General features: G+C 64.8%; 27 protein-coding genes and 1 tRNA gene. 10 read left to right on the top strand and 18 right to left on the bottom strand.

Features of this window, described 5'->3' with window-relative positions:
• The first annotated feature begins 156 nt into the window (after positions 1-156).
• Positions 157-1401: a hypothetical protein gene (locus tag ACWCIA_RS16895; RefSeq protein ID WP_454165120.1), complete on the top strand. Its 1245-nt coding sequence runs from the start codon at positions 157-159 to the stop codon at positions 1399-1401.
• A 102-nt stretch (positions 1402-1503) separates the two neighbouring features.
• Here ACWCIA_RS16895 and ACWCIA_RS16890 read toward each other — a convergent pair whose 3' ends face one another.
• The 5 genes from ACWCIA_RS16890 to ACWCIA_RS16870 form a co-directional block, all read right to left on the bottom strand.
• The gene (locus ACWCIA_RS16890; RefSeq protein ID WP_454165119.1) at positions 1504-2859 is read right to left on the bottom strand and encodes a TolC family outer membrane protein; all 1356 of its coding nucleotides are present in this window, start codon (positions 2857-2859) and stop codon (positions 1504-1506) included.
• A gap of 44 nt (positions 2860-2903) precedes the next feature.
• Positions 2904-3227, bottom strand: coding sequence for a rhodanese-like domain-containing protein (locus tag ACWCIA_RS16885; RefSeq protein WP_454165118.1), 324 nt, complete (start codon positions 3225-3227; stop codon positions 2904-2906).
• Positions 3228-3236: 9 nt separating this feature from the next.
• On the bottom strand, positions 3237-3890 hold the full coding sequence (locus ACWCIA_RS16880; protein WP_454165117.1) for a protein-L-isoaspartate O-methyltransferase family protein: 654 nt from the start codon (positions 3888-3890) through the stop codon (positions 3237-3239).
• 160 nt (positions 3891-4050) lie between these two features.
• Positions 4051-4713, bottom strand: coding sequence for a TetR/AcrR family transcriptional regulator (locus ACWCIA_RS16875; protein WP_454165116.1), 663 nt, complete (start codon positions 4711-4713; stop codon positions 4051-4053).
• Positions 4714-4832: 119 nt separating this feature from the next.
• Complete coding sequence (locus tag ACWCIA_RS16870; protein WP_454165115.1) at positions 4833-5732, bottom strand: SDR family oxidoreductase; 900 nt, start codon at positions 5730-5732, stop codon at positions 4833-4835.
• 143 nt (positions 5733-5875) lie between these two features.
• On the opposite strand from ACWCIA_RS16870, the gene ACWCIA_RS16865 reads away from it, so the two are divergent.
• The gene (locus ACWCIA_RS16865; RefSeq protein WP_454165114.1) at positions 5876-6133 is read left to right on the top strand and encodes a YkgJ family cysteine cluster protein; all 258 of its coding nucleotides are present in this window, start codon (positions 5876-5878) and stop codon (positions 6131-6133) included.
• Here the strand turns inward: ACWCIA_RS16865 and ACWCIA_RS16860 are convergent, their stop codons facing one another.
• Positions 6134-6325 (bottom strand): hypothetical protein, encoded by a 192-nt coding sequence (locus ACWCIA_RS16860; RefSeq protein ID WP_454165113.1) that lies wholly within the window; start codon positions 6323-6325, stop codon positions 6134-6136. It abuts the gene before it with no gap.
• Between the two features lie 70 nt (positions 6326-6395).
• The gene (locus ACWCIA_RS16855) at positions 6396-6797 is read right to left on the bottom strand and encodes a hypothetical protein (protein WP_454165112.1); all 402 of its coding nucleotides are present in this window, start codon (positions 6795-6797) and stop codon (positions 6396-6398) included.
• A gap of 239 nt (positions 6798-7036) precedes the next feature.
• Between ACWCIA_RS16855 and ACWCIA_RS16850 the strand changes: the two genes are divergently transcribed.
• Together ACWCIA_RS16850 and recQ are read left to right on the top strand one after the other, a co-directional pair.
• Complete coding sequence (locus tag ACWCIA_RS16850) at positions 7037-7870, top strand: undecaprenyl-diphosphate phosphatase (RefSeq protein ID WP_454165111.1); 834 nt, start codon at positions 7037-7039, stop codon at positions 7868-7870.
• A gap of 16 nt (positions 7871-7886) precedes the next feature.
• Positions 7887-9707: a DNA helicase RecQ gene (recQ, locus tag ACWCIA_RS16845; RefSeq protein ID WP_454165110.1), complete on the top strand. Its 1821-nt coding sequence runs from the start codon at positions 7887-7889 to the stop codon at positions 9705-9707.
• A 40-nt stretch (positions 9708-9747) separates the two neighbouring features.
• Here the strand turns inward: recQ and trmB are convergent, their stop codons facing one another.
• Positions 9748-10428, bottom strand: coding sequence for a tRNA (guanosine(46)-N7)-methyltransferase TrmB (gene trmB, locus ACWCIA_RS16840; RefSeq protein WP_454165260.1), 681 nt, complete (start codon positions 10426-10428; stop codon positions 9748-9750).
• A gap of 180 nt (positions 10429-10608) precedes the next feature.
• Between trmB and ACWCIA_RS16835 the strand changes: the two genes are divergently transcribed.
• Positions 10609-11727 (top strand): succinylglutamate desuccinylase/aspartoacylase family protein, encoded by a 1119-nt coding sequence (locus ACWCIA_RS16835; protein ID WP_454165109.1) that lies wholly within the window; start codon positions 10609-10611, stop codon positions 11725-11727.
• Positions 11728-11831: 104 nt separating this feature from the next.
• On the opposite strand, the gene ACWCIA_RS16830 is transcribed toward ACWCIA_RS16835, so the two are convergent.
• The 3 genes from ACWCIA_RS16830 to ACWCIA_RS16820 all read right to left on the bottom strand — a co-directional run bounded on the left by ACWCIA_RS16830 (position 11832) and on the right by ACWCIA_RS16820 (position 13757).
• On the bottom strand, positions 11832-12509 hold the full coding sequence (locus ACWCIA_RS16830; protein WP_454165108.1) for a DUF6064 family protein: 678 nt from the start codon (positions 12507-12509) through the stop codon (positions 11832-11834).
• Positions 12506-13426, bottom strand: a complete 921-nt coding sequence (locus tag ACWCIA_RS16825) for an aldo/keto reductase (protein WP_454165107.1) — start codon at positions 13424-13426, stop codon at positions 12506-12508. The genes ACWCIA_RS16830 and ACWCIA_RS16825 overlap by 4 nt, the downstream gene beginning before the upstream one ends.
• A 94-nt stretch (positions 13427-13520) precedes the next feature.
• On the bottom strand, positions 13521-13757 hold the full coding sequence (locus tag ACWCIA_RS16820; protein ID WP_454165106.1) for a hypothetical protein: 237 nt from the start codon (positions 13755-13757) through the stop codon (positions 13521-13523).
• Between the two features lie 146 nt (positions 13758-13903).
• Here ACWCIA_RS16820 and ACWCIA_RS16815 point away from each other — a divergent pair, with 146 nt between their 5' ends.
• Together ACWCIA_RS16815 and ACWCIA_RS16810 are read left to right on the top strand one after the other, a co-directional pair.
• Positions 13904-14611, top strand: coding sequence for a S24 family peptidase (locus ACWCIA_RS16815; protein WP_454165105.1), 708 nt, complete (start codon positions 13904-13906; stop codon positions 14609-14611).
• Positions 14611-14901: a hypothetical protein gene (locus ACWCIA_RS16810; RefSeq protein ID WP_454165104.1), complete on the top strand. Its 291-nt coding sequence runs from the start codon at positions 14611-14613 to the stop codon at positions 14899-14901. Before ACWCIA_RS16815 ends, ACWCIA_RS16810 begins: the two co-directional genes overlap by 1 nt.
• 55 nt (positions 14902-14956) lie before the next feature.
• On the opposite strand, the gene ACWCIA_RS16805 is transcribed toward ACWCIA_RS16810, so the two are convergent.
• The 5 genes from ACWCIA_RS16805 to ACWCIA_RS16785 form a co-directional block, all read right to left on the bottom strand.
• Positions 14957-15030 (bottom strand) — tRNA-Gly (locus ACWCIA_RS16805).
• A gap of 76 nt (positions 15031-15106) precedes the next feature.
• On the bottom strand, positions 15107-16192 hold the full coding sequence (locus ACWCIA_RS16800) for a sugar-transfer associated ATP-grasp domain-containing protein (protein WP_454165103.1): 1086 nt from the start codon (positions 16190-16192) through the stop codon (positions 15107-15109).
• A 156-nt stretch (positions 16193-16348) separates the two neighbouring features.
• Complete coding sequence (locus ACWCIA_RS16795; protein WP_454165102.1) at positions 16349-17383, bottom strand: TraB/GumN family protein; 1035 nt, start codon at positions 17381-17383, stop codon at positions 16349-16351.
• Positions 17384-17418: 35 nt separating this feature from the next.
• Positions 17419-18435 (bottom strand): TraB/GumN family protein, encoded by a 1017-nt coding sequence (locus ACWCIA_RS16790; RefSeq protein WP_454165100.1) that lies wholly within the window; start codon positions 18433-18435, stop codon positions 17419-17421.
• Between the two features lie 109 nt (positions 18436-18544).
• Positions 18545-18850 carry a helix-turn-helix domain-containing protein gene (locus ACWCIA_RS16785; RefSeq protein ID WP_454165098.1) on the bottom strand — a complete coding sequence of 102 codons (306 nt, stop codon included), beginning with the start codon at positions 18848-18850 and terminating at the stop codon, positions 18545-18547.
• Positions 18851-18934: 84 nt separating this feature from the next.
• On the opposite strand from ACWCIA_RS16785, the gene ACWCIA_RS16780 reads away from it, so the two are divergent.
• The 3 genes from ACWCIA_RS16780 to ACWCIA_RS16770 all read left to right on the top strand — a co-directional run bounded on the left by ACWCIA_RS16780 (position 18935) and on the right by ACWCIA_RS16770 (position 21164).
• A complete protein-coding gene (locus tag ACWCIA_RS16780) occupies positions 18935-19300 on the top strand; it encodes a VOC family protein (RefSeq protein ID WP_454165096.1) in 366 nt (121 codons plus the stop codon).
• Positions 19301-19444: 144 nt separating this feature from the next.
• Positions 19445-19978, top strand: a complete 534-nt coding sequence (locus tag ACWCIA_RS16775) for an LPP20 family lipoprotein (protein WP_454165095.1) — start codon at positions 19445-19447, stop codon at positions 19976-19978.
• A complete protein-coding gene (locus ACWCIA_RS16770) occupies positions 19968-21164 on the top strand; it encodes a flagella assembly protein FlgT middle domain-containing protein (protein ID WP_454165094.1) in 1197 nt (398 codons plus the stop codon). Before ACWCIA_RS16775 ends, ACWCIA_RS16770 begins: the two co-directional genes overlap by 11 nt.
• 172 nt (positions 21165-21336) lie before the next feature.
• On the opposite strand, the gene ACWCIA_RS16765 is transcribed toward ACWCIA_RS16770, so the two are convergent.
• Both ACWCIA_RS16765 and ACWCIA_RS16760 read right to left on the bottom strand, forming a co-directional pair.
• The gene (locus ACWCIA_RS16765) at positions 21337-22839 is read right to left on the bottom strand and encodes a UdgX family uracil-DNA binding protein (protein ID WP_454165258.1); all 1503 of its coding nucleotides are present in this window, start codon (positions 22837-22839) and stop codon (positions 21337-21339) included.
• Complete coding sequence (locus tag ACWCIA_RS16760) at positions 22836-24068, bottom strand: putative DNA modification/repair radical SAM protein (RefSeq protein WP_454165092.1); 1233 nt, start codon at positions 24066-24068, stop codon at positions 22836-22838. Before ACWCIA_RS16760 ends, ACWCIA_RS16765 begins: the two co-directional genes overlap by 4 nt.
• Positions 24069-24422: the final 354 nt, after the last annotated feature.

Genomic DNA, 24422 nt, shown 5'->3' with positions numbered 1-24422 from the left:
GAACGGCGCCCCGGCGCCGTTTTCCTTTTCAGAAAAACTAAGGTCTTGCCAACGGTCAACCATGCGTTGACGGCGGCCAAGCCAACTCATCTTTAAACGAACGAATCCGCGCCCCGGTTCTAGACTGAATCGTCAACTCATCCATGGAGGCGCGCCATGTCCACATCCCGTTTTTCCCTATCCTCGACCAGGCCGCGCCGCGCGGCAAGCACGGCGGCGCTCGCGCTGGCGGCACTGCTGACAGCATGCGGCGGTGGCGGCGGCGGTGGTGGCGGACACCCGGCCCCTCCTCCCCCTCCTCCTCCGCCCCCTCCGGTCGAGCTCGGCCCGCTCTACGATTTCACCGCGATCGGCCTGCCCGGCATCACCTACGGCGACGTCGACCGGCGCGGCATTTCCACCAGCGCACGCGTCACCGGTACCTCGCGCGACGCGGCCGGCAACGTGCGCGCCTTTTATTACGACGGCAAGCGCAACATCGACCTGGGCACCTTCGGCGGCCGCCATGCGCAGGCCTTCTCGATCAACCGCTGCGGGCAGATTTCCGGCTGGGCGCAGGCGCCCGGCGACCTGGCCCGCGCTTTCTACTACGACGGCGCCCTGCGCGATCTGGGCACCCTGGGCGGCACCGAATCCTTCGGCTTCGCGGTCAGCACCTGCGGAAAAGTGGCGGGCTGGTCGGCGACGGCGGGCGGCGAAACGCATGCCTTCTACCATGATGGCGCGACCATGCGCGACCTCGGCACCTTTGGCGGCAAGGGCTCGTATGCACTGGCCCTCAATTCGGTCGGACAGGTGGCCGGCTACGCCTACGGCCCCGACAACGCCTGGTTCCACGCTTTCCTCTACGACGCGCGCACCGGCGCACCGATCCAGGACCTCGGGTCGCTGGGCGAAAGTTCGCTGGCCCAGGACATCAACGATGCCGGCCAGGTCGTCGGTTACTCGCGCTCGGCCGACGGCGTGCTGCGCGCCTTCCGCTACGAGGCCGGCACCATGCACGACCTGGGCTTGCTGCCGGGTGCGCGCGGCGCCGAGGCGCGTGCGATCAATGGAGCCGGGCACACCGTCGGCTATGTCTATTACGCCGACGGCCGCCAGGTCGCCTTCCTCCACGACGGCACCACCATGCGCGCGCTCGGCGCCCTGGGCGGCAGCCGCTTCTCGGACGCGGTCGCCATCAACGGCACGGGCCTGGTGGTCGGGTCGTCGACGGACCCAGCGGCGGGCGCTGAGCGCGCGACCGTCTGGAGCAGCAGTTATGGCCCGGTCGACCTCAACGCGCGAGTGCCCGACCTGCCGAAAGGCGTGGTGCTGGTGAGCGCGCTGGCGGTGGCCGACGACGGCGGGATCGCGGTGCGCACCAACCAGGGCCTGGGCCTGCTGCGGCCGCGTAAATAAAGTAAAGGTAAATGAAAACGGCGCCGAAAAAAACGGCGCCGTTCTTTATTTGCATCCAGCGTTCAGGATGCAAATATCCTTTGCAAGGCCGAGCCCGCGTGCTTACTTCTGCAGCAGGTTATTCACCGGCATCAGATCCGCTTCGCGCAGCGAGCCGGAAGCGGCTTTCAGGCGCAGGCCATTCAGGATGGTGTTGTAGCGCGCGCGGGACAGGTCCGTGCGGGTCTGGTACAGCTGGCGCTGGGCGTTCAGCACGTCGATGTTGATGCGCACGCCGACCTGGTAGCCGAGCTTGTTCGATTCGAGCGCCGACTGGCTCGACACTTCCGCTGCCTGCAGCGCTTTTACCTGGGCCAGGCCGCTGTTCACGCCGAGGAAGGCCTGGCGTGCCTGCAGCGCTGCGTTGCGGCGCGTCGCTTCGAGGTCGTTGCGGGCGCGGTCTTCGAGGGCGATCGATTCGCGCACGCGGCTGGTCACGGCAAAGCCGTTAAAAATCGGCACCGACCACTGCACGCCGATCGAGTTGTTGCGGGCGTCGCCCGAGCTGGACAGGCGTCCGTTCGTGTCGCGGCGCGTCGAGGCGGCGACCAGGTCGAGCGTCGGCAGGTGGCCGGCGCGGTTGCGCTTGATGTCGCGCTTGGCCGATTCGAGCGACAGCTGCGACACCGTCACGCCGTAGTTCTGGGTCTCGGCCGAGGTCACCCACTGGTCGACCGCAGCCGGCTGCGGCGGCGCCAGCGTGATGCCCGACTGCAGCGGCGCCAGCGTGCCCGGTTCGGTGCCGATGATCGCCTGCAGCGCGCTGCGCTTGTTGTCCAGGTCGTTCACGGCGGCAAACTCCTGCGCCACCACCAGGTCGTACGCGGCCTGCGCCTCGTGGGTATCGGTGATGGTCTGGGTGCCGACCTCGAAGTTGCGCTTGGCCGAGGCCAGCTGCTCGGTCACGGCGCTCTTCTGGGCGCGGGTCGATTCCAGGGTGTCCTGGGCCGACAGCACGTCGAAATAGGCTTGCGCCACGCGGGTGATCAAGTCTTGCTGGGCCTGCGCGAACTGGGCTTCGGCAATCGCCTGCGCCAGCTTGCTCTGCTCATAGGTCTGCCAGCGGTCCCAGCGGAACAGCGGCTGGCTCAGGGCCAGCGTGTATTCGTTGGTGCGCAGGTTCGAGCCGGTCTGGCCGACGACGGTCGGCACGCCGCCCACGTTGACGGTTTCGCCTTCGTTGAACGGCGAAAAATCGCTGTCGTTCTTGACGATCGAGCCCGACAGGCCTACCGTCGGCAGCAACCCCGCCCGTCCCTGGGTAACACGTTCCCGCCCGGCGGCAAGCGTTGCGCGCGCGCTGGCAAAGGTGGCGTCGTTCGCCAGGGCCTGCTGGTATACCTGGATCAGGTCGATCGCGTGCGCATTGAGCGACACGAAGGCGCTGGCCAGCAGCACGGCGATGAGGGGTTTCTGCATTGCGGTCTCCGTCGGAGTCATCAAAAGTTAGTCAAGGACACAGGTCAATACTTCGGCATCGCCGGATCGACCTGCAAGGCCCAGGCGTGTATCCCGCCCGTCAAATTCGTTACGTTCTCGAACCCGTTGCGCTCGAGGAAAGCGGCGACCTGCATGCTGCGCGCGCCATGGTGGCAGATGCAGACAATCTCTTGCCCGTCGTCGATTTCACCGGCCCGGATCGGGATCAGGTGCATCGGGATCTGGGTCGAGCCCGCGATGTGGCAGGTCTCGAATTCCCAGTTCTCGCGCACGTCCAGCAGCAGCGGACGCGGCTGGGTTTCATCAGCCAGGCGTTCGGCCAGTTGGGGCGCGGTCATGTGCTGCATCGGCCGGCCTCAGAAGGTGAAGCGCGATGCAGCCGGGGCGCCCGACAGCGGCTTGACGTTGGTCTCGAACAGCTTGACCGTGTCGTAGCCCGTTTCCGAGACGCGCGTCACCAGCACGGCGCTCATGGCCGGCGAGCGGCCGACGATGGCGGCGATGCGGCCACCGACCTTGACCTGCTTCAGGAAAGCGTCCGGAATGCTTTCCAGGCCGCCCGAGATGACGATCACGTCGAAGGGACCGCCCTGCTCCCAGCCGGCGGCGCCATTGCCTTCGACCACGGTCACGTTGGCAATACCGGCGCGGGCGATGTTCTGCTCGGCCAGCGCCTTGATTTCCGGCGAGATCTCGACGGTGGTCACCTGGCGCGCCTGGTGCGCCATCAGCGCCGCCATGTAGCCCGAGCCCGCGCCGACTTCCAGCACGTTCTCGTGTTTTTTCAGGTTCAGTTCCTGCAGGATGCGCGCCTCGATCTTCGGGTTCATCATCGCTTCGCCACCCGGCAGCGGGATCTCGACGTCGGCGAAGGCCAGGTTCTGGTAGGCCGCCGGCACGAACGCTTCGCGCTTGACCACGTGCAGCAAATCGAGGACCTCCTGGTCCAGCACGTTCCATGGGCGGATCTGCTGCTCGATCATGTTAAAGCGGGCTTGTTCGATATTCATCTTAATACTCGGTGGAAAAGAAATAATCCGATATTTTATCGTTGAACTGCCTCAACACGCACATCTTATCGGGACGGCATCGAGATCGCGCGAAATTGCGACAGTCTGCAGTTTAAAGGGGGTGAACGCCCGAAAAATCGACTGCCGGGCTGCGGCGTATTTACGTGACGGCAGGGGCCGGGCCGGCAGCCGGAGGGAGCAGGCCGTGTAAAGCCATGTCGAGGAAGGCGTCAAGAAACGCTTGCGGCGCCAGCGAATCGCGCTCGCAGGGGCCGATCGAATGCTTCCAGGTTACGAGCATGAGCATGGGCGCAATCAGCACCTGGGTGACCTGGGCGACATTGATTGGTCGGAATTCGCCGCGCGCGATGCCGCGCTCGAGCATGCTGGAGATCATGCGCGTGCCGCGATTGATGACTTCGTCCTGGTAAAAGGCCGCCAGTTCCGGGAAATTGCCCGATTCGGCCGTGACGAGCTTGACGATGCCGGAGACCTTGGTGCCGCCGATGCGGTCCCACCAGCCCATGATCACGTTGCGCAGCAGCTCGGCGCTGTGACCGTCGAATTCGGCCACCGAGGACTCGGCGTCGCCGATCACGGGAACGATGCTGTTGCGCACCACCGCCTTGAACAGCTCTTCCTTGTTATCGAAGTAGAGATACAAGGTGCCCTTCGACACCCCGGCGCGGCGGGCGACGTCTTCGAGCCGGGTCGAGGCAAACCCACGCTCGACGAACAGGTCGATGGCCGCCGCGAGCAGTTCTTGCGGACGAGCATCCTTACGGCGCTCCCAGCGCGGCTTGGTGTCAACTGAGCATTCCATGCTTCCGTCCGACAACTTAATAATAAGTTATCAAATATAGACTTGGGCTCAAGGGTAGTCAAGCACTATGCATAGGATATGACGTAGCGTGGACGGCACTGCCGTCCACGCTACGCGGCCTAGCGCCCTTTGCCATTGCCGCAGCCATAAATCCGCCCTTCTGAACGCGGTTTGTAGAGCGAGCCTTCCGGAGCGATCGGCCGCTCCTCCGTCTGCTGGCGCGGCACCTGGAACACCGACATCACGTCGACCAGCCCCGGCACCAGCTTTTCTATCGCCACGTCGAGGCTGGCCATGGCGCCGACCTTGACGTCGCGGGTCGGCGTGGTAGCCGCGCGCAGGATGGCGTCGGCGACCTGGTGCGGGTCGATCTGGGGCGAGGGCAGTTTCGGCTCGTGCGGCAGGTAATTGCGCGCGTGCTGGGGCAGCGGCGTGTCCACCGCGGTCGGCTCGATCAGGGTGATCGACACCGGCGCCCCGTCGACATGCTCGATCTCGATGCGCAGCGCGTCCGTAAACCCTTTGACGGCGTGCTTGCTGGCCGAATACATGCCCTGCAGGGGAATGGCCAGCTCCGACGCCTCGCTGCCGACGTTGATCAGGGCGCCGCCCGTCATGCGCAGGTGCGGCAGCGCTGTGAGGCTACCGTGGACCATGCCCCAGAAATTGATGTCGAACAGGCGCCGGCTGTCCTCTTCCGTCACTTCGTCCAGGCGCCCATAGATAGTGCAGCCGGCGCAATTGACCCAGGTATCGATGCGGCCGAACCGGGCAATCGCCTGGCGCGCCACCTCCTCGACCTGCTCGCGGTGCGACACATCGGCCACCACGTGGATGGCCTCGTACCCGCTGCTCGCCAGGCTGCGCACAACGGCCTCGAGCACGTCGCCGCTGCGCGATACGAGCACCAGCTTCGCGCCACGGCGCGCCGCGTCCTGCGCGGTGGCAAGACCGATGCCGCTGGAGGCGCCGGTGAGGACGATGACTTGTCGATCGAGGGGTTTCAGGGACGCTGCCATGCGATGCTCCGTTCCGCCTGTTGTGGGGTTGCGTCAACCATAGCAGCAAGGGCAAGCTTGCAGCGCGCGCCTCTACGCCGGCGTTGGCCGCTGCAATCGATACCGCTATACTGCGCGGTCACCCTCCTCGTTTCACTTTCTCCATGAATTGCCGCGACAACTGCGGAGCCTGCTGCACCGCTCCCTCGATCACCAGTCCGCTACCCGGTATGCCGAATGGCAAGCCGGCCGGCGTGCGCTGCGTGCAGCTGGACGAGGCCAACCGCTGCCGCGTGTTCGGCAAGCCGGAGCGCCCGGCGTTTTGCGGCGGCCTGCAGCCGTCAACGGAGATGTGCGGGGACAGCCGCGAGCAGGCAATCGTCTGGCTGGATGAGCTGGAACGGGCGACGGCCCCGGCCTGATCAAGGCTCCTCGCCGGCACGCAAGCGCAGCTTTTTCTTCTTTTTCTCGACAGTGGCGGAAATTTCCTGGGCCGGTTTTGTTGCCGGCGGCGGCGCCACGGGCAGCGGAAAACCGAGGAACACCATGATCAGGAAGACCGGCAGCAGCAGGTAGAAAAGGGGGCGCCGCCAGTTGAGTTTGCGTTTCAGCATTGCCAACAGATGAGCGTTGCTGGCGTAATTACAAGTTCCTCTTGTAGCTATTTTTACAAACCAAAGGTAATTAAGCGGCCGTCCTGCGGCCCTGCACATGGGCAAACAGGGCGCCCAGGGTCATGTGCTCGTCCCAGATTTCCGCCAGGGCCACACCGTAGCGGGCACGCAGCCGGTCGTCCAGGTGATTGAACTCGAGGGCATCGCCGCCCCACTTCGACGGGTGCAGCGCCTTGTAAATGCCGAGCAGCTGGTCGTCGGGACGGAATTTCAGTTTGTCGGTGTCGCGGAAGGCGAAGGCTTCGGCGCAGACGGCGAGGAATTCGCGGATCTGCCGCTTCGATGCCCAGGGAAAGGCACGGCGCCACAGGCGGCCCTGGGAACTGCGGGTACGGAAGGGGTTGGCGATCTGCCCGAACGATAGGACCCACCAGGCAAGTGCCAGCAAGACCAGGAGTGCAAGAATACTCATCAATGTACGACAGAGTGACTCATGCAAACCAGTCTAGCACGCGAATCGCGGCATGGCACGGCCACTTTCGGTATCGTGCGCCGCGTCTGCGCGGGCCGCTTGGCAGATCGCCAATCGTTTCCATACAACAGCTGTCGGCAGCGGCTTCCCGGCTCAACGGTCAAGGCCGCTCTCATGGTAAGCTTCGACCCCGCGCAGTTGTTCCACATCGCACTCCCCTTTAACAAAGCACGTAATTCATGGATATCCTTCTCGCCGTCAAGGCGATCATCATGGGCCTGGTCGAGGGCTTTACCGAGTTTCTGCCGATTTCCTCGACTGGTCACCTGATCCTGGCGGGCAGCCTGCTCGACTTCACGGGCGAGAAAGTCAAAGTCTTCGCGATCGCGATCCAGGCCGGCGCCATGCTGGCGGTCATCTGGGAATTCCGCGAGCGCATCGCGCGCGTGCTCACCGGACTGTTTTCGGATCGCAAGCAGCAGAAATTCGCGTTGAATGTGGTCATTGGCTTCCTGCCGGCCGTCGTACTCGCCCTGATGTTCAGCAAGGCAATCACGGCTGAACTGTTCAAGCCGGTGCCCGTGGCCATGGCCTTCATCATCGGCGCCTTCGTCATCCTGTATGCGGAGCGCCGCCACAAGAATATGCCCGCCACCGCCCGCATCGAAACCGTGGACGACATGACGATGCTCGACGCCCTGAAGGTCGGCTGCGCCCAGGCCTTTGCCCTGATCCCGGGCACCAGCCGCTCGGGCGCCACTATCATCGGCGGCATGCTGTTCGGCCTGTCGCGCAAGGCCGCCACCGAATTCTCGTTTTTCCTTGCCATCCCGACCTTGCTCGGCGCCACTGCCTATTCCGTCATCAAGCAACGCGAACTGCTCTCCGCCGCCGACCTGCCGATGTTCGGCCTGGGCGGCCTGGCCGCCTTTGTGTCGGCTTTCCTGTGCGTGCGCTGGTTGCTGCGCTATATCAGCTCGCACGACTTCACGATCTTCGCCTGGTACCGTATTGTGTTCGGCGTGATCGTCCTCGTCACCGCGCATTACGGGCTGGTGAACTGGGCGGAATGAGGCCGACAACAATCCCATGACCAACGACATCGAAGAGCGCGCACTCCACCTGCTGCAGACCGTGTTCGGCTACCCCGCCTTCCGCGGGCAGCAGGCCGACATCGTCCATCACGTGGCCGGCGGCGGCGACGCGCTGGTGCTGATGCCGACCGGCGGCGGCAAGTCGCTGTGCTACCAGATTCCCGCGCTGCTGCGCGAAGGCGTCGGCGTCGTCATTTCCCCGCTGATCGCGCTGATGCAGGACCAGGTCGACGCGTTGGAGGAGGTCGGCGTGCGCGCCGCTTTTCTGAACTCGACCCAGACCTTCGAGGAAACCCTGCGCATCGAGCGCCTGGTGCGCACCGGAGAGATCGACCTCGTCTACGTGGCGCCGGAACGCCTGATGACCCAGCGCTGCCTCGACCTGTTCCAGGATTCGCGTATTTCGCTGTTCGCCATCGACGAGGCGCACTGCGTCTCGCAATGGGGCCATGATTTCCGCCCGGAATACATCCGCCTCTCGATCCTGCACGAGCGCTTCCCGGACGTGCCGCGCATCGCGCTCACCGCCACGGCCGACCAGCAGACCCGCGACGAGATCGCGCACCGCCTGCAGCTCGACGACGCGCGCAAGTTCGTCTCTTCCTTCGACCGTCCGAACATCCGCTATGCGATCGTCGAAAAGACCACCGGCCGCAAGCAGCTGCTCGATTTCATCACCACCGAGCATCCCGGCGACTCAGGCATCGTCTACTGCCTGTCGCGCAAAAAGGTCGAGGAAACGGCCGACTTCCTGAACGAACACGGCATCCGCGCCATGGCCTACCACGCCGGCATGGAGCACACGAAACGCGCCGACAACCAGGCCAAGTTCCTGCGCGAAGAAAACATCGTGATGGTGGCGACAATCGCCTTCGGCATGGGCATCGACAAGCCGGACGTGCGCTTCGTCTGCCACCTGGACCTGCCGAAAAGTATCGAAGGCTATTACCAGGAAACGGGGCGCGCCGGCCGCGACGGCATGCCGGCCAGTGCCTGGATGGCCTATGGTTTGCAGGACGTGGTGCTGCAGCGCCGGATGATCGACGAGTCCGAAGCCGACGAAACCTTCAAACGCGTGCTGGGCGTAAAGCTCGACGCCATGCTCGGCCTGTGCGAGACCCTGTCCTGCCGCCGCATGCGCCTGCTCGACTATTTCGGCGAGCGCTCCGGGCCTTGCGGCAACTGCGATACCTGCCTCATTCCGCCGGTCAGTTTCGACGCCACGGTGCCGGTGCAAAAACTGCTCTCGACCATCTACCGGGTCGACCAGCGTTTTGCCGCCGGCCACGTGATCGACGTGCTGCGCGGCGTGCAGACCGACCGCATCAGCCAGTGGCACCACGATTCCCTGTCCGTGTACGGCATCGGCAACGACCGCAGCGAGCAGGAATGGCGCGCCATCATCCGCCAGGTGATTGCGCTCGGGCTGGTGACGGTCGACCACGAAGCCTACAGCTCGCTGAAACTGACGGATGCCGCGCGCCCGGTATTAAAGGGCGGGCAGAAGGTGCAGCTGCGCCAGTACCAGAAGCCGGTGAAGCCGAAGCGTACTTTCGCCTCGTCCAAGGGGTATGAAGAGCTGGAACTGTCGAAATCGGAACAGGCCCTGTTCGAGCGCCTGCGCTCCTGGCGCATGGGCGCCGCGCGCACGCACGGCGTGCCGGCCTATGTCGTGTTCCAGGATGCGACCCTGCGCGAAATTGCGAAGGTCAAGCCGACCTCGCTCGACCAGCTGCGCGGCGTGACCGGCGTGGGCGAGAAGAAGCTGGTGTCGTATGGGGATGAGATTGTCGGGATTATCAGCGAGATGATGTGATACCCCGTGGGTGGACGGGAAATCCGTCCACCCCACGTACTTATTTTTTCGTAAACACCAAATCCCACACCCCGTGCCCCAGTTTGAGGCCACGGTTCTCGAACTTGGTCAACGGCCGGTACGCCGGCTGCGGCGCATACCCTTCGGCGGTATTGGCCAGTTGCTCCTCGGCGCCCAGCACCTCGAGCATCTGCACCGCGTAATCTTCCCAGTCCGTTGCAAGGTGGATGTAGCCGCCGGCGGCCAGCTTCTGGCACAGCAGTTTCACGAAGGGCGCCTGGATCAGGCGGCGCTTGTTGTGGCGTGCCTTGTGCCAGGGATCCGGGAAGAAGATGTGCACGCCGGCTAGCGAACCGTCCGGGATCATGTGGTTCAGCACCTCGAAGGCGTCGTGCTGGATCAGGCGCAGGTTCTGGATGTCCTGCTCGCCGATCTGTTTCAACAAGCTGCCCACGCCCGGCGTGTGCACTTCGACGCCGATAAAATTCTTCTCCGGCATCTGGCGCGCAATGTGGGCCGTGGTGTCGCCCATGCCGAAGCCGATCTCGAGGATGGTCGGCGCCTGGCGGCCGAAGGCGGCTGCGTAGTCCAGCATGTCCTTCTTGTACGCGACCAGGAATTGCGGCCCGAATTCCTCGAGCGCACGCGCCTGCCCCGTCGACAGGCGGCCGGCGCGGGTGACGAAACTGCGGATGCGATGTTCAGTAGGGTCGTACAGCATCGTACGGGCCGGGCCGTTGTTGGTCGTGTCTTCGGACATGGGGAATAAGAGTGAGGAAAGAACGGCGGACATTATAGCCTACCGCTTTTCGGCTGCCTGTTGCATCGCTGCATTGAAATGTGGTCAGAAAGACAATTGCGCGATAATTGGGCCTTGCCTGTTCACCCCTTTTGAAACCCGATGCATTCGACCAAACACCCGATCGCGATCGAAGACAACGTCGCCACCTTCCAGCTCACCTCCTTTCATTACGGCACACCCGGCAGCGGCAAGAAGGTGTACATCCAGGCCTCGCTGCACGCCGACGAGGTGCCGGCGATGCTGGTCGCGCACTTCCTGCGCCAGGAACTGGACCGGCTCGATGCCGAGGGACGCATCCGCGGCGAAATCATCCTGGTGCCGGCCGCCAATCCGATCGGCTTGTCGCAAACCATCCACGGCACGCCCTTCGGCCGCTACGACCTGTCGACCGGGGTGAATTTCAACCGCGCTTATAAACACGTTGCCGAGGACCTGAAGCAATCGCTCGCGGGCAAGCTCGGCCAGGACGCCGACGCGAATGTCGCCCTCATCCGCGAACACGCGCGCCAGTCGCTGGCCGAATGGGTGCCCTCGACCAGTGGGGGGCTGCTCAAGAAAACCCTGCTGTCGATGGCCATCGATGCCGACATCATGCTCGACCTGCATTGCGACAACGAAGCCGTCCTGCACATGTACGCGGGCGAGCCGCTGGCCGACGCCGTCCAGCCCCTGGCCACCCTGATGGGCGCGCACGCCGTGCTGCTGGCGCGCGAATCCGGCGGCGAACCTTTCGATGAAGCCTGCAGCCGCCTGTGGTGGGATTTATCGGAACACTTCGGCCCCGAGGTGGCGATCCCGCCGGCCTGCATCGCGATCACGGTCGAACTGCGTGGCGAGAACGACGTGCGCTACGACCTGGCCAGGCCCGACGCCGAGGCCCTGCTGCAATACCTGGCCCATGCCGGCGTGCTCGACATCGAACGGACACCCCTGCCCCGGCCGCTGTGCGCGCCGACGCCGCTGGAAGCGGTCGAGCCGCTGTCGGCGCCGCATTCCGGCGTGCTCGTGTTTTTGAAACAGCTGGGCGATCGGGTCGAGGCCGGAGAGACCGTGGCCGAGATCGTCAATCCGGTGACGGGCAAGGTGACGCCCGTGCTGCCCGAGCGCCCCGGCGTGCTGTTTGCCAGTACTGCGCACCGTCACCTGCTGCGCGGCATGCATGTGTGCAAGGTCGCGGGCGAGACGGCGTTTCGGGCCGGGAATCTGCTGAGCTCCTGAACTTCTGAGCGCCTGACAAAACCCACAGGGCAAGGCGCACCGTCGACGACAGTACGTTAGTACGGCGAGACGGTGCAACGCTGCCATGTGGGTTTTTCAGACGCTCAACGGGAGGCCAGGCGGGCGCGTACGCTTGCCGTAATTCCTACGGCCAGCGCCAGCACACCGGTGAGCGGCAGTACCCACGCCTGGCTTGATCGCAATTCCATCAGGGTCGCGCCCGTAATCGCGCACCAGAGCAGCGGCACGATCCACAGCAGCCAGCTTGCGCGCCACAGCAGCAAGGCGCCCAAAGTCATCCCCACGGTCGGGTCGGGCGCCAGGCCGAACAGTTCCGCCTGCGTCCACGGCCGCTCGCCCAGCGGCGCCAGCAGGGGAAACCCCAGCAGCGCCAGCAGCGCGATGCCGAAGGACAGCTTGCCGAGGGTGCCGACGGGCGTCGTCAGGCGCGGGGCGGGGCGTCGGCTGGCCAGCCACAGCAGCAACACGGCCTGCAGGGCGAACCCGATCGCGTAGTAGGGCGCGGCCGTGTTGATGGTTGCGTAGTGCTCCGCAAAATATCCCCAGGCCACGCTGAGCCAGGCCAGCGCCAGCAGCGCTGCCGCCAGGCGCCCTGCCCGGTCGCCGCCGCGCAGCAGGCACAGCAGCAGCGCGATGCCGGCCGCCAGCGCAAGCAGCTGCGCCGGCCAGAGGGCCAGGTTGTGCAGCTCGAACAGGCGGAAATAGGTCGTTTTCGAGAACATCAACAGGTCCGACAGAGAATAAGTCCACCATTCGCTCATGCCAGCCGCTCCACGTCGGCAATCATGCGCCGCCGCAGCGCCGCGTCCGGCATGGGGCCGCGCGCCGCCAGCATGTTCTCGCGCGCGTGAGCCGGGTTCGAGGTGGCGGGAATCGCGCAGGTGATGCTTGGGTCCGACACGATGAATTTGAGCAGCACCTGCGCCCAGCTGTTGCAGCCGATCTCGGCGGCCCAGCCCGGCAAGCGCTTGCCGGCCAGCGCTTGCGTCAGGTCGCCCTGGCGGAACGGCCGGTTGGCGATCACGGCAATGCGCCGCTCGCGCGCCAGCGGCAGGATGCGCTGCTCCACTTCGCGGTCGAGGATGTTGTAGCTGACCTGGACAAAGTCGATCGGCTGGCTCTGCATGATGCGGACGATGTCGCCATGGCGCCGTCCCTCGGAAGTGGTGATGCCGACGTAGCGCAGGCGCTTGGCCGCCTTCATCGCGAACAGCGTACGTAAATGCTCTTCCCAGGCCAGCAGGTTGTGCACCTGGAGCAGGTCGAACCTGGGGATGCGCCACAGCTTGCGCGAGGCTTCCGCCTGCTCAGGTCCACGCGCGCCGGAGCCGATCCAGACCTTGTCGGCCGAAAACAGGCTATTCGGATGGCGCAGGCGAGACAAGGCGTCGCCGATCACCTCCTGGGCCGAGCCGTACATGGGAGAAGAGTCGATCAGGCGGCCGCCGCCGGCGAAAAAGGCGCGCACGACCTCGGTGCAGGTGGCGCGCGCGGCCGGGTCATTGCCGACGTTGAAGGTGATCCAGCTGCCGAGGCCGACGACCGGGAGCTGCTCGCCCGAGGACGGGATCGGGCGCGTCAGCAGGGGCGCCTCCGCTGCGATGGCGCGTGCTGCCAAAGCCGAGCCGGCGGCAGCCAGCGAGGCTTGCAGCAACAGGCGGCGTTGACGTGAAAGCATCCCCATGGCGGACTCCGTTCGACTGGTAACGCGTCCATGTCAGCACAGTTCGGGTCGCGGTTCAAGCGTGCGCACGCTGAGGGAGAAGCATCGGTTACTTCAGCTTTACCTTTGCTCCTTCCAGGCGGGCCAGGGCTTCACGCTCGGCCAGCTCCGCCTGGCGCTGCTCGCGCGCATCTTTGCGGCGCATGTAGGCGACGTTGGCGATGCAGCTGACGAGAGCGGTCACGATGCCGGCCAGGACACTCCACTCGGCCAGGGTGAAGGACGTCAGGAGCGAACCGAGCGCGCCAAGGGTGCTCGTCATGTCGGGAAGGGTCGGTGTGCTCATGATTGTCCTTTCATTGCTGCATTACGCGGCATCGTTGTGTGTTGACATCGCTTAACAAAGTATAGTTATTCTATACATTCGAGGTCAAGTTTTTCTATACTTTCGTGCGCACCTTCCTTTACACTTGCGCAATGGAACTCAAAACGATGATTGCCAACTGGGTCAAAGACGCCAGGAAAGAAGCCGGCCTGTCCGGCGAAGCCCTCGGGAGCAAGCTGGCCTTCGAGCTGGGGACGGCGCGCGGCCATACCAAGGCGAATATCTCGCACTGGGAGACGGAGAAGCACAGTCCCAACCTGCAGCAACTGCTCGCCATCGCCAAGATCACCGGCAAGAGTTTGCCGCCGGCCATCATCGCCGGCCTGCAGGGTGCGGACCCGGCTGCCCTGATCCCGGGCGCGATGCGCGTGGTGATTTCCGATTCGAACGACGACGCCTTCGTGCAGGTGCCGATGGTGAAACTGCGCCTGTCGGCCGGCGTCACCGGGTTCCAGACCGAGCCCGAGCACCACGACGGCGGCACCGTCGGCATGCGCCGCGACTGGATCGAGCGCAAGCGGCTCAACCCGACCAACCTGATCGCCATCCTGGTCAAGGGAGAAAGCATGGAGCCGACGCTCTACGAAGACGACATCGTCGTCATCAACACCGCCGACAGGAAGCCGGTGGCCGGCGAAGTGTTCGCGGTGAACTTCAACGGCGAACCCGTCGTCAAGCGCATGCAGAAGGACGGCGGCCGCTGGTGGCTCGCTTCCGACAACCCCGACCAGCGCACCTATTACCGCCGCGCCTGCGAGGGCGAGGGCTGCCTCGTCATCGGGCGCGTGGTGCGCAAGGAAAGCGACCGGATCTGATGAAAGTCCACGTCACGGAATTCGCGCCGCACGGCTCGCCCATCGTGGTTGCCATCGTCGACTCGCCCTATACGCTGGACGGCGCAGCCGAAGCGGTATGGCGGCAGGTCGCGGCCTGGTTTCCGACGCGCCCCGTGATGCTGGTGTCGGTCGAGCCGAACGGTTTCCGGGCCTATGCGCCGTTCCAGACGGGGGAGTTGCTGGCGCTGCTGCAGCTGGAGACCCTGACGCTGCGCGAGATCGATTTGTCGCTGCCGCCGCCGGAAAAGGACGAAGCATTGCCGTTTTGAGGCGTTCAGCAGGAAGGATGTGTTCCTGGCGGCGACGCGTGGTGCGCCGTGGGACTGGAGCGGGTGAAGGGAATCGAACCCTCGTCGTAAGCTTGGGAAGCTTCTGCTCTACCATTGAGCTACACCCGCGACTCTGCACATTCTACGCGGTTTTGCCGGGCAGTGACAAGATTGCATCAATGGGGCATCGCCTGCCCCATCCGCCTCAGCAGACCAGTTTCTCGTCGATCACGGGCTTGAAGCCCTTCTTGTAGGCGACTTGCAGGATGTCGATGTCGTAGCGCCAGTTGGCTTCGACGATGACCGGGCCGTTCTCCAGGATGGCGACGTCCCAGCCGACCGTGTGCAGCCCCTCGATGGTGGTATGCGCGCGCTTGATCAGTTCCACCACTTGCGGCCAGTACGGCAGCTGCACGCCCATGATCGAGGCGCCCGATTGCGGGTGGACCGGCACGTCCTTCATGGCGGGCCAGGTTTTCGATTTCGAGCCGATCGAGGTGATCATCTTGCCGGTCTCGACGTCGACGCCGGCCACCAGGTTGCCGCTGGCGCCGTGCGAGAAATTGTCGACGTCGGATTCGCCGACGACGATACGCACGGCGCCCGCGATGACTTCGATCTGGCCGGCCTTGCGGATGGTGACGACGCGGATTGTCGACAGCCCCTTCGACTGGGTGATGTTCTTGATGACGTGGTGGTTGGCCAACTTGGGCTGGACGATCAGCGCGCGCGTAAAGGCGAGCGCCGCTTCGCAGTAGCGCGCCAGGTCCGCGAACGAACCGTAATTGTTGCCGCTCCAGCGCAGGCCGGATGGGGTCACGGTCAGCGAGAAGGTGCCCTTGCCGTGCGAGCCATTGCTCGGCTTCACAAAATATTCGCCCGGCACCAGCAGCTTTTCGAGGTCGGCGGCGGCCAGCACGTGGGGGATGGCGCTGCCGTTCGGCTCGGCTTTCGTGATCAGGGCGACAATGTTCGCGGTGGCGATCCCGTGGGCGCTGCAATGCTCGAAGAACTTGATCTTGTCGTCGGCCAGCAGGCGCGCCTCTTTCGAGGTGATGGCGGCGTAGCGCTTCTTGAGCGGCTCGTTGTCGAGGTAGTCGGACCAGGTGCGCTTCGGCACTTCGGCCAGGCTATACAGCGAGAAGAACTTGGCGCCCAGGCCCAGGTTGCGCCGCGCATGGATCGGGCCCCACAGCAGGTGCACGTCGGAGAGCCGCTTGATCGATGAAATCGCATACAACTCGGCACGCATGTACTGCGAAGCGACATCCAATACGTGTGACAGTTTCATCGTTCATCCCTTTTTGAACTGATTGATTGGCATTCAATGCGCTGCAGGTTTGTTATCGATGTGCCTGCAAGAGCGTCAGGGATGATATCCAATTATCAATTTTTGGCGCGCACGGGAAATTGAATCGCGAACATCTTGTTGCGCAAAAACCCGTGTTCACTTCGGTGCTTCGACCGTATACCCTTTCGCTTGCAAGGTGGCGATGACGCCTTTCGGGTTCAGGATTTCCTTGATGGGCACGACCGTAAACGTGCTGGCGTTGGTGGCGAGCGCCTTTTCGGCGGCCTCGACCCAGCGGGCGAGCGCCGTTTCCTGCGCGGTTTTCAGTTCGGGCTGGTTCTTGCCGAGCGAACCCGTGCTCAAGGCGTGGATACAGACGTTGGCACGGTCGCTGAAGCTGAGCTTGCGGATCTCGTCGAGGTCGCCGACCGCCCAGGCATTCGCATGCGCACGCATGGCCTCGACGTCGGTATCGAGGCTTTCGATGGTTTTCATCAGGCAGGGAGCATCGTCTAGCGCCGACTTCTTGAATTCGCGCGCCGCCTTGCCGGGGTCCTTGATGGCCACGTGATAGGTCGCATCCGTGAACTTGAGCTTGTACTTGTCCGCCAGCTTGCCGATCTTGATGCGCACGTCGTCGCCGCCCGAAAGCCCGGCCTGCTTCAGCGCGCGGCTGTACAGTTCCCCGGCCACGAAGGTGGGGCGCTCGCGTTCGATGCCGCTGTCGTTGCCAAAATATTTATCCCGCAAGGGCTGCCAGCGCGCGTATACCTCGGGCGGCAAGACGTCTTTCAGCTCGGCGCCGTCCGGGTTCTTCTTGATGCCGACCAGGAAGGGCACGGCAGCCAGGCCACTCCATCCGACGCCGATCGACACGCCCGGCGGTTTGAGGTATTCCTGCGAGCCCGCGATGATTTTTTCGACCCGCGTGGAGCGCCACTCCATCTGTGCCGGAAGCGGAGAATACGCGCCGAACACCCACATCACGTTGTCTCCCTTCGACACCTTCCACAAGCCCGGGCCCGGGCGGCTGCCGGACACGAGGATGGTTTGCGGGAGCGCTTCGCCGTTGTCGAGCGTCGGCGTCGCCGCTGGGGCCGGCGCTGCGGCAGGTGCAGGCGCCTCGGCCTGCGCCCACGCGGGCAGGCTCAGGAAAGACAGGGCCAGGGCAGGCAATATGCGCTTGAACATGGTGACATCCTCGTCGTGAAAGTAAGGCTTCTACGTTATTTCGGTGGCTCGACCGTATAACCCTTGGCCTGCAGGGTGGCAATCACCCCCTTCGGGTCCAGGATTTCCTTGATCTCGACGACGGTAAAAGTGCTGGCGTTGGTCGCCAATGCCTTTTCCGCGGCCACCACCCATTTGGCGGCGGCCTGGGCCTTGGCGGTGCGGATTTCGGGCTGGTTCTTCGCGAGCGAACTATTGGTCATGGCCTCGAAGCAGGTCTTGTCGCGGTCGCCGAAGTCCTGCTTGCGGATCTCGTCGAGCTCGCCGACCGCCCAGGCATTGGCGCGGGCGCGCATGAGGTTGACGTCGGTATCCAGGACCTCGATCGTCTTGGCGAGGCAGGCGGCGTCGTCCAGCGGCGACTTCTTGAATTCGCGCAGCATCTTGCCGGGGTCCTTGATCTCGATGCGATACCCGGCGTCGGTCACCTTGATCTTGTGTTTGTCGACCAGCTTGTCGATCGTCTTGCGCACGTCGGAACCGCCTGAGAGGCCGGCTTCCTTCATGGCGCGGCTGTGCAGCTCGGCCGCGGCAAAAGAGGGACGTTGACGCTCGATGTCCTTGTCGGTGCCAAAATACTTTTGCTTCATAGGCTGCCAGCGTGCGTAGACCTCCTGCGGCAGCACGTCCTTCAGCTCGGCACCGTCCGGATTCTTTTTATAACCGATCAGGAAGGGCAAGGCGCCCATGCCGCCCATCCAGCCCACGTTGATATGCACGGTCGGCGGCTTCAGGTATTCCTGTGAGCCGGCGATGACCTTGTCGACCGCACGCGAACGCCATTCCATTTTCGTGGGCAAGGGGCCATAGGTGCCGAACACCCACATCACGTTGTCCCCCTTCGACACCTTCCACAGACCGGGTCCCGGGCGGGCGCCGGACACGAGCACGACTTGCGGCGCGTCCTCGCCGGCGGCGGGCGCCGGGGCGGCGGTGGAGGGGTCCTCGGCCTGCGACCAGGCGGGCAGGCTCAGGAAACACAGGGCGGCAGCAGGCAGTACGCGCTTGAACATCGTGACGATCCTCTTCTGGTGTGTGCTGAAGAGTATTGTCTTTGCGCCTATAAATATAAGCAAGTAACCGAGTGTTACAAGAGGCATATGCATGGCTGGTGACCGTGCCCTACTCCGTCCGCTTGCGCGCCGCCCAGGGCCGCAGGACGAGGTATTTCGGCACTGCGGTGCGCGAGCTGCTGCTGGCGCTGATCAGTTGGCGGCGCTCGAGCAGGGCGATGGCGCGCTGCGCCGTCACGCGCGACAGGCCGGTCTCCAGCGCGATCGTCGCGTAACTGAGCTGCACGGCGCGGCCCTCGGCGGCGGCGATCCGGTGCCACAGGTAGAGGTAGACGACGAAGGCGGCCGGCGAATGTTCGTGGCCGACCAGATCCGGCATCAGGACGTCGAGCACATAGGGGTCGAGGGTGGTCACTGTATTCTTGAAGAGTATAGTCATGATGATTATAGTGGGGCCCGCGCCCGTGCGAGAATGCCGGGATTCAGACAGGAGACCCGCTTGATCACCCACATCAAATTCGTCAGCATCCCTACCCGCGACCAGGACGCGGCCCTCGCCTTCTACACCGAAAAACTCGGCTTTCGCGTCATCACCGACCAGCCTTTCGACGGCAAGCAGCGCTGGATCGAGCTGCGCGTCGGCGCGTCCGAGACGCGCTTCGTGCTGTTCACGCCGACCGGGCAGGAAGACCGCATCGGCAGCCCCTTCAACGGCTCGCTGGCCTGCGACGACGTCGAGGCGACCTGGCGCCAGCTGTCGAGCCGCGGCGTCGAGTTCGTGTCGCCACCGCAAAAGCAACCCTGGGGCACCTTCGCCATCATGAAAGATCCGGACGGTAACCAGTTCGTGCTGTCCTCTTCCTGATCGCTTGCCATTGCAACAATCCAGCCGCGATTCCGCGGCTTGTTGCGCTAAATATTTCCCTGCGTCCATCAAGATCCGGCAGCACCGGCCGTTATTCAGACTGATACCGCGCCCCTTGCGCACCGCATTCTTACCGGATCCGTCATGAAACTCGTCGCTGTCTTCGCCCTCGCCTGTGCTTCGCTGCTCTCCGCCTGCGGCACCGTGCGCCTGCCCCTGGCCCGCCCGGCCGTGCAGCCCGTCGTCGTTACCCTGAGCGCCACCGGCTACGGCGCCGTCAACACTGCCTCCTGCAACGGCCAGTGCGAGCGCGTCTCGCCGGCCCAGCGCAAGCTGCTGGCGATGCGCGCTTCCCGCCTGGACGCCTACCGCGCCATGGCCGAACAGGTCTACGGCATGCGCATCGAAGGCGGCAGCACGGTGGGCTCGCTGGCGCTGAAGGACGACAGTTTCAAGGTGTATATTGACGCCTTCATCCGTGGCGCGCGCGTGAGCAATGTCGCCCAGCGCGAAGACGGCACTGTCGAGACGACCGTGGAGATGGATTTCGATACCAATGCGGCCCAGTCCCAGGCCCGCTCGCCGCGCGCGCTGCCGGCAGCGGCGAACGCCCGCGCCATGGTGGGCAGTGCTGGTCCTGGCGCTGCCTACGGCGCGTCGTTCTACCATGCGCAGTAATTTCAAACTTGGCTTTGGCGTCGCGCTTGCGCTCTTCCTCGCGCTGTTCCAGCCGGCCCTTGCCGCGCCGATCGAGGCCGAAGGCGTCGCCGCCATCGCCGACGGCGGCCTGGCGCGCGCCCGCCAGCTGGCCATCAAGGATGCGCTCGAACAGCTCGGCCTGCGCAGCGGCGCACGCGTGGATGTCGCGGCCGGCGCCGGCAAGCGCGCTTCGCACGACAGCAGCCGCGTCCAGCCGGCCTACGACTTCGACCGCTATACCGTCGTGCGCGAGTGGCAATCCGGCCCGCAGTCCGGGCCGATACTGCACGTGCGCGTCGCCGTGCAGGAAGAGGAAGCGCGCCCCAGCGGCAGCGTCAACCTCGGCTACAAGAAAAAAATCGTCGTCACCCCCTTCCACGTGCGCCGCTCCCCGCAGCTCGACGACGTCGACGACATCGCCACCCGCCTGCCGCAGGAACTGCTGCGCCGCCTGACCGGCACCGGCAAATTCCTCGGCAAGAGCAGCCCCTACGTGATCTCTCCCGGCAGCAGCGGGCCGGGCGCGGACACGGCGGCCGTACGCCGCCTGGCATCGATGCACGAGAGCCAGTTCGTGATCTCGGGCGAGATCGTCGACGCCAGCCCCTTCGACAAGCCGACCCTGTACGGCCTGATCGACCGCAAGGCACGCCGCATCGAGATCGAATTCTTCGTACACGACGGCCTCACCGGCGCCCTGCTGGCGCGCCGCACCGCCAGCGTGGAGCAAGTCGGCAAGCAGCGCATCGGCCGCGACAAGCCCTTCGGCAGCGCCAGCTTCGCGGCCACGCCTTTTGGCGGCGCGATCATGCGCGCGCTCGACCAGGGCATCGCCGGCATCATGGCCGACCTGGCTCCCCTGCCCTTCATGGCGAAGGTGGTGCAGGTACAGGGCGAGCGGATTTTCATCGACGCCGGCAGCACCTCGTCGATGACGCCGGGCGACCAGCTGGTGGTCTATAAACTGGACGCGCGCCAGCCGGTGTACGGGAACGATCCGCTGGTGCCGCTGGGGACGGTGGAGTCGGCGCTCGGCACGGTGACCATCGTGCAGGTGCAGCCGGGGTTTTCGATCGGGACCATGACGCCGCCGGGAGCAGCGCGGCAGGTCAGCGCCGGGGACATGGTGCGTTTCGATGTCGCGGTGTCGCCGGCAGGACGCTGATCCCGTAGGGTGGGCGCCCCGGGCCCACGCGGAACGATGAATAGAGTCAGCCAACAATCCACCTAATTGCCAGCGCCGCGTTATCTTCTCAAGAGCGTCAACGCGGCGCGTCCATCGCGACAAAACAACGCCAACACCATGCAGGCGTTCGCGTGGGCACGGGGCGCCCACCCTACGTTCGCGGCTCTTCCGGCTGTCGCTCCAGTAAACGCATTGCCAGCTTCAAGCCCTCGACCATCACATTGAACGCTTGCCGCTTGGTTTCCTCGTCCGGCACCCGCAGGATGTAGGACGGGTGGTAGACCGTCACCACCCAGCGGTCCTCATGCCGGATCGCCTTGCCGATCGAATCCCCCAGCTTCACGCTGCCGCTGCCCAGCACTGATTTGAGCGCCGTTGCGCCCAGCGCCACGATCACCTTCGGCTTGACGGCCGCCAGCTCCTTCTCCAGCCAGTAGTGGCAAGCCTCGACCTCGCGCTGCGCCGGCGTCTTGTGCAGCCGCCGCTTGCCGCGCGGCTCCCACTTGAAGTGTTTGACGGCATTCGTGAGATAGATCTCGCGCCGTTCCAGCCCGGCGGCGTTGAAGACGCGATCGAGCAGCTGGCCGGCGGGCCCGATAAAGGCTTCGCCGGCCAGGTCTTCCTGGTCGCCCGGCTGCTCGCCCACCAGCATGATCTGCGCCTTTTTCGGGCCGGCGCCGGGGACGGCCTGGGTCGCGAACTGCCACAGCTCGCAGCGCCGGCATTCGTCCAGTTTCGAGGGCTGCTGGCGCTCGGGCTGGGCGTCGGCGGGAGCGATCGGGATCGTTGCACCCGACTTGCGTCCCACCGCCTGCGCCTGGCCCGTGCTGCGCGCGCCCAGCTCGGCGTTGCTGACCATGGCGGGGACGATCGCGCCTTCCGGCAGGTTTTTCCAGAAGCGCGACGGGATGTGGCTTTGCATCAGCTGGGCGTTGACGCGCGCCGGGTTGAAGATGCTGCGGTAGTAGGTCAGCCAGAGCGCCTCGCCCGCGTCGTCGAGGTCTGCCGCGCTCGACATCAGGGAACCGGTGTGGTGCAGGGTCGCGCCGTCCCACATGACGCTGGCATCGGGCGTGCCGATCATCCAGGTGACGCCGCCCATGCGGTTCTTGAAATGCTCGGCCACCTGGGGCAGCACGTCGTGGCGCGGCTCGAACCAGGCGGCGAATTGCGGCGGCCCGGCCTCGAGGGGACGCTCGCGGAATCGGATATAGGCATGCATGTCGTGCTCCTCGCGGCGCACCGCCTTGACCATCGCGTGCAGCTTGGCGCCGTCGGCATCGGCCGGCGACTGCACGTCGTGCTCGCCGTGCTGCCAGCGCCAGATGACCCGGTACAGGAAAGCCCAGCGGTCCGGAACGCGGCAGCAGGCGGCCTTTTCCAGCATCTCCATCAGCGCGCGCGGGACGGAGAGTCGATGCGGCGGTGCCGGTTGTAATGGGGACTCGGCAGGAGCATTATCGGCAGAAGGGATAGAAGCCGGCGCACCCGAGAACAGGTCGGTGTCCAGCACCCCGACCTGGTTCCAGGTGACGCGTTCCGGCGCCACCTCGTGCACGAGCAGGTCGCGCGCGGCGGCGCGCCATTCGGCAAAGCTGGAGACCACCAGCGGCTGGCCGGCGGCTACCTGCGCAGCTGCCGACGGCGCGCTCATGCCGCCTTCAGTTCGGGCCACAGGTTCATCTGCTCCTGCGGCGCGCCCAGGTGGCGCCGCAGCAGGTCGGAACTCGCGAGGCCCTGCGCCGGCTTGTAGTCGGCGGTGACGACGAAGGGCGCGATCTTTTTCATGCTGCAGCGCAGGCGGGACAGGTCTTCCCAGCGGACGCGGCGCAGCCGGCGCAGGTCGACGATGCGCTTGGCGTTGCGCAGGCCGATGCCGGGCACGCGCGCGATCATCTCGGCTTCGGCGCGGTTCAAGTCCATCGGGAAGTGCTCGCGGTTGGCTAAAGCCCAGGCCAGCTTGGGGTCGACGTCGAGCGCCAGGTTGCCCGACTTGGGCATCAATTCGCCCGCCGTAAAACCGTAGCCGCGCAGGAGGAAATCGGCCTGGTACAGGCGGTGCTCGCGCAGCAGCGGCGGTGGGGCGAGGGGCACGCTGTCCGGGCTTTGCGGGATCGGGCTGAAGGCCGAGTAGTACACGCGCTTGAGCTTATAGCTGCCGTACAGGGTCTCGGCCGTGTTCAGGATGGTCTGGTCGTCGCTGGCGTCGGCGCCGACGATCATCTGGGTGCTCTGCCCCGCGGGGGCGAAGGCGGGAGCCTTCGGCTCTTCCGCTTTCTCGTCCAGCTTGCGGCGGATCGAGCCCATCGCCAGTTTAATCGTGTGCACGTTCTTTTCGGGCGCGAGGCGGGTCACGCTGTCGTGCGTCGGCAGCTCGATGTTCACCGACAGGCGGTCGGCGTAGCGGCCCGCTTCGGCGATCAGCAGCGGATCGGCGTCCGGAATCGTTTTCAGGTGGATGTAGCCGCGGAAGTTGTGCACCTCGCGCAGTGTGCGCGCGACGGCGACCAGCTGCTCCATCGTGTAATCGCTCGACTGGATGATGCCGGAACTGAGGAACAGGCCATCGATGTAGTTGCGCAGGTAGAAATCGTGGGTCAGCTTGACCACTTCCTCGACCGAAAAACGCGCGCGCGGCACGTTCGAGGTACGGCGGTTGACGCAGTACTGGCAGTCATAGACGCAGAAGTTGGTGAGCAGGATTTTCAGCAGCGAGACGCAGCGGCCGTCGGGCGTGTAGCTGTGGCAAATGCCCATGCCGGTGGTGGCGCCAATGCCGCCGTCGCCCCCGTCGGAAGCACGTTTCGGGGCGCCGCTGCTGGCGCAGGAGGCGTCGTACTTGGCGGCGTCCGCCAGGATTTCGAGCTTGTCGGAAAGTTTCATCGGAGTGGCGAAACTGTATGGGTGTACAGTATATACCAGCTGCGATAGCGACGGCGCGTGGGTGGCGCACGGGAGCGGGACAAAGGCGGTTCATGACGTTGTAGGGTGGGCATTTATGCCCACGCGGTCGTGCTTTGGAAAACCGCCAAGAACACCGAAGACCGTTTGCGCAAATTGGCCAGAAAACACCACTTTTGCTCAACCGTTCCACCGCGTGGGCTCGAGAGTGTATAGCACAGACACATAGGTAACAGGTGTCTAGACACATAGGTAACACTGCCGGGTTAAATTTTAGCGGCTTTTGAGGTCGATTTGCGTCACCTCGCGGTCGCAGAAAATGACCTGGAAGATGCC

The sequence above is a fragment of the Massilia sp. SYSU DXS3249 genome, assembly GCF_053668055.1.
This window is presented reverse-complemented; position numbering and strand designations above follow the sequence as displayed.

What these genes read in the sequence shown, in the direction of transcription:
- ACWCIA_RS16895 (WP_454165120.1), top strand. Translation starts at nt 157, where the DNA reads ATGTCCACATCCCGTTTTTCCCTATCCTCGACCAGGCCGCGCCGCGCG.
- ACWCIA_RS16890 (WP_454165119.1), bottom strand. Translation starts at nt 2,859, where the DNA reads ATGCAGAAACCCCTCATCGCCGTGCTGCTGGCCAGCGCCTTCGTGTCG.
- ACWCIA_RS16885 (WP_454165118.1), bottom strand. Translation starts at nt 3,227, where the DNA reads ATGCAGCACATGACCGCGCCCCAACTGGCCGAACGCCTGGCTGATGAA.
- ACWCIA_RS16880 (WP_454165117.1), bottom strand. Translation starts at nt 3,890, where the DNA reads ATGAATATCGAACAAGCCCGCTTTAACATGATCGAGCAGCAGATCCGC.
- ACWCIA_RS16875 (WP_454165116.1), bottom strand. Translation starts at nt 4,713, where the DNA reads ATGGAATGCTCAGTTGACACCAAGCCGCGCTGGGAGCGCCGTAAGGAT.
- ACWCIA_RS16870 (WP_454165115.1), bottom strand. Translation starts at nt 5,732, where the DNA reads ATGGCAGCGTCCCTGAAACCCCTCGATCGACAAGTCATCGTCCTCACC.
- ACWCIA_RS16865 (WP_454165114.1), top strand. Translation starts at nt 5,876, where the DNA reads ATGAATTGCCGCGACAACTGCGGAGCCTGCTGCACCGCTCCCTCGATC.
- ACWCIA_RS16860 (WP_454165113.1), bottom strand. Translation starts at nt 6,325, where the DNA reads ATGCTGAAACGCAAACTCAACTGGCGGCGCCCCCTTTTCTACCTGCTG.
- ACWCIA_RS16855 (WP_454165112.1), bottom strand. Translation starts at nt 6,797, where the DNA reads ATGAGTATTCTTGCACTCCTGGTCTTGCTGGCACTTGCCTGGTGGGTC.
- ACWCIA_RS16850 (WP_454165111.1), top strand. Translation starts at nt 7,037, where the DNA reads ATGGATATCCTTCTCGCCGTCAAGGCGATCATCATGGGCCTGGTCGAG.
- recQ (WP_454165110.1), top strand. Translation starts at nt 7,887, where the DNA reads ATGACCAACGACATCGAAGAGCGCGCACTCCACCTGCTGCAGACCGTG.
- trmB (WP_454165260.1), bottom strand. Translation starts at nt 10,428, where the DNA reads ATGCTGTACGACCCTACTGAACATCGCATCCGCAGTTTCGTCACCCGC.
- ACWCIA_RS16835 (WP_454165109.1), top strand. Translation starts at nt 10,609, where the DNA reads ATGCATTCGACCAAACACCCGATCGCGATCGAAGACAACGTCGCCACC.
- ACWCIA_RS16830 (WP_454165108.1), bottom strand. Translation starts at nt 12,509, where the DNA reads ATGAGCGAATGGTGGACTTATTCTCTGTCGGACCTGTTGATGTTCTCG.
- ACWCIA_RS16825 (WP_454165107.1), bottom strand. Translation starts at nt 13,426, where the DNA reads ATGCTTTCACGTCAACGCCGCCTGTTGCTGCAAGCCTCGCTGGCTGCC.
- ACWCIA_RS16820 (WP_454165106.1), bottom strand. Translation starts at nt 13,757, where the DNA reads ATGAGCACACCGACCCTTCCCGACATGACGAGCACCCTTGGCGCGCTC.
- ACWCIA_RS16815 (WP_454165105.1), top strand. Translation starts at nt 13,904, where the DNA reads ATGATTGCCAACTGGGTCAAAGACGCCAGGAAAGAAGCCGGCCTGTCC.
- ACWCIA_RS16810 (WP_454165104.1), top strand. Translation starts at nt 14,611, where the DNA reads ATGAAAGTCCACGTCACGGAATTCGCGCCGCACGGCTCGCCCATCGTG.
- ACWCIA_RS16800 (WP_454165103.1), bottom strand. Translation starts at nt 16,192, where the DNA reads ATGAAACTGTCACACGTATTGGATGTCGCTTCGCAGTACATGCGTGCC.
- ACWCIA_RS16795 (WP_454165102.1), bottom strand. Translation starts at nt 17,383, where the DNA reads ATGTTCAAGCGCATATTGCCTGCCCTGGCCCTGTCTTTCCTGAGCCTG.
- ACWCIA_RS16790 (WP_454165100.1), bottom strand. Translation starts at nt 18,435, where the DNA reads ATGTTCAAGCGCGTACTGCCTGCTGCCGCCCTGTGTTTCCTGAGCCTG.
- ACWCIA_RS16775 (WP_454165095.1), top strand. Translation starts at nt 19,445, where the DNA reads ATGAAACTCGTCGCTGTCTTCGCCCTCGCCTGTGCTTCGCTGCTCTCC.
- ACWCIA_RS16770 (WP_454165094.1), top strand. Translation starts at nt 19,968, where the DNA reads ATGCGCAGTAATTTCAAACTTGGCTTTGGCGTCGCGCTTGCGCTCTTC.
- ACWCIA_RS16765 (WP_454165258.1), bottom strand. Translation starts at nt 22,839, where the DNA reads ATGAGCGCGCCGTCGGCAGCTGCGCAGGTAGCCGCCGGCCAGCCGCTG.
- ACWCIA_RS16760 (WP_454165092.1), bottom strand. Translation starts at nt 24,068, where the DNA reads ATGAAACTTTCCGACAAGCTCGAAATCCTGGCGGACGCCGCCAAGTAC.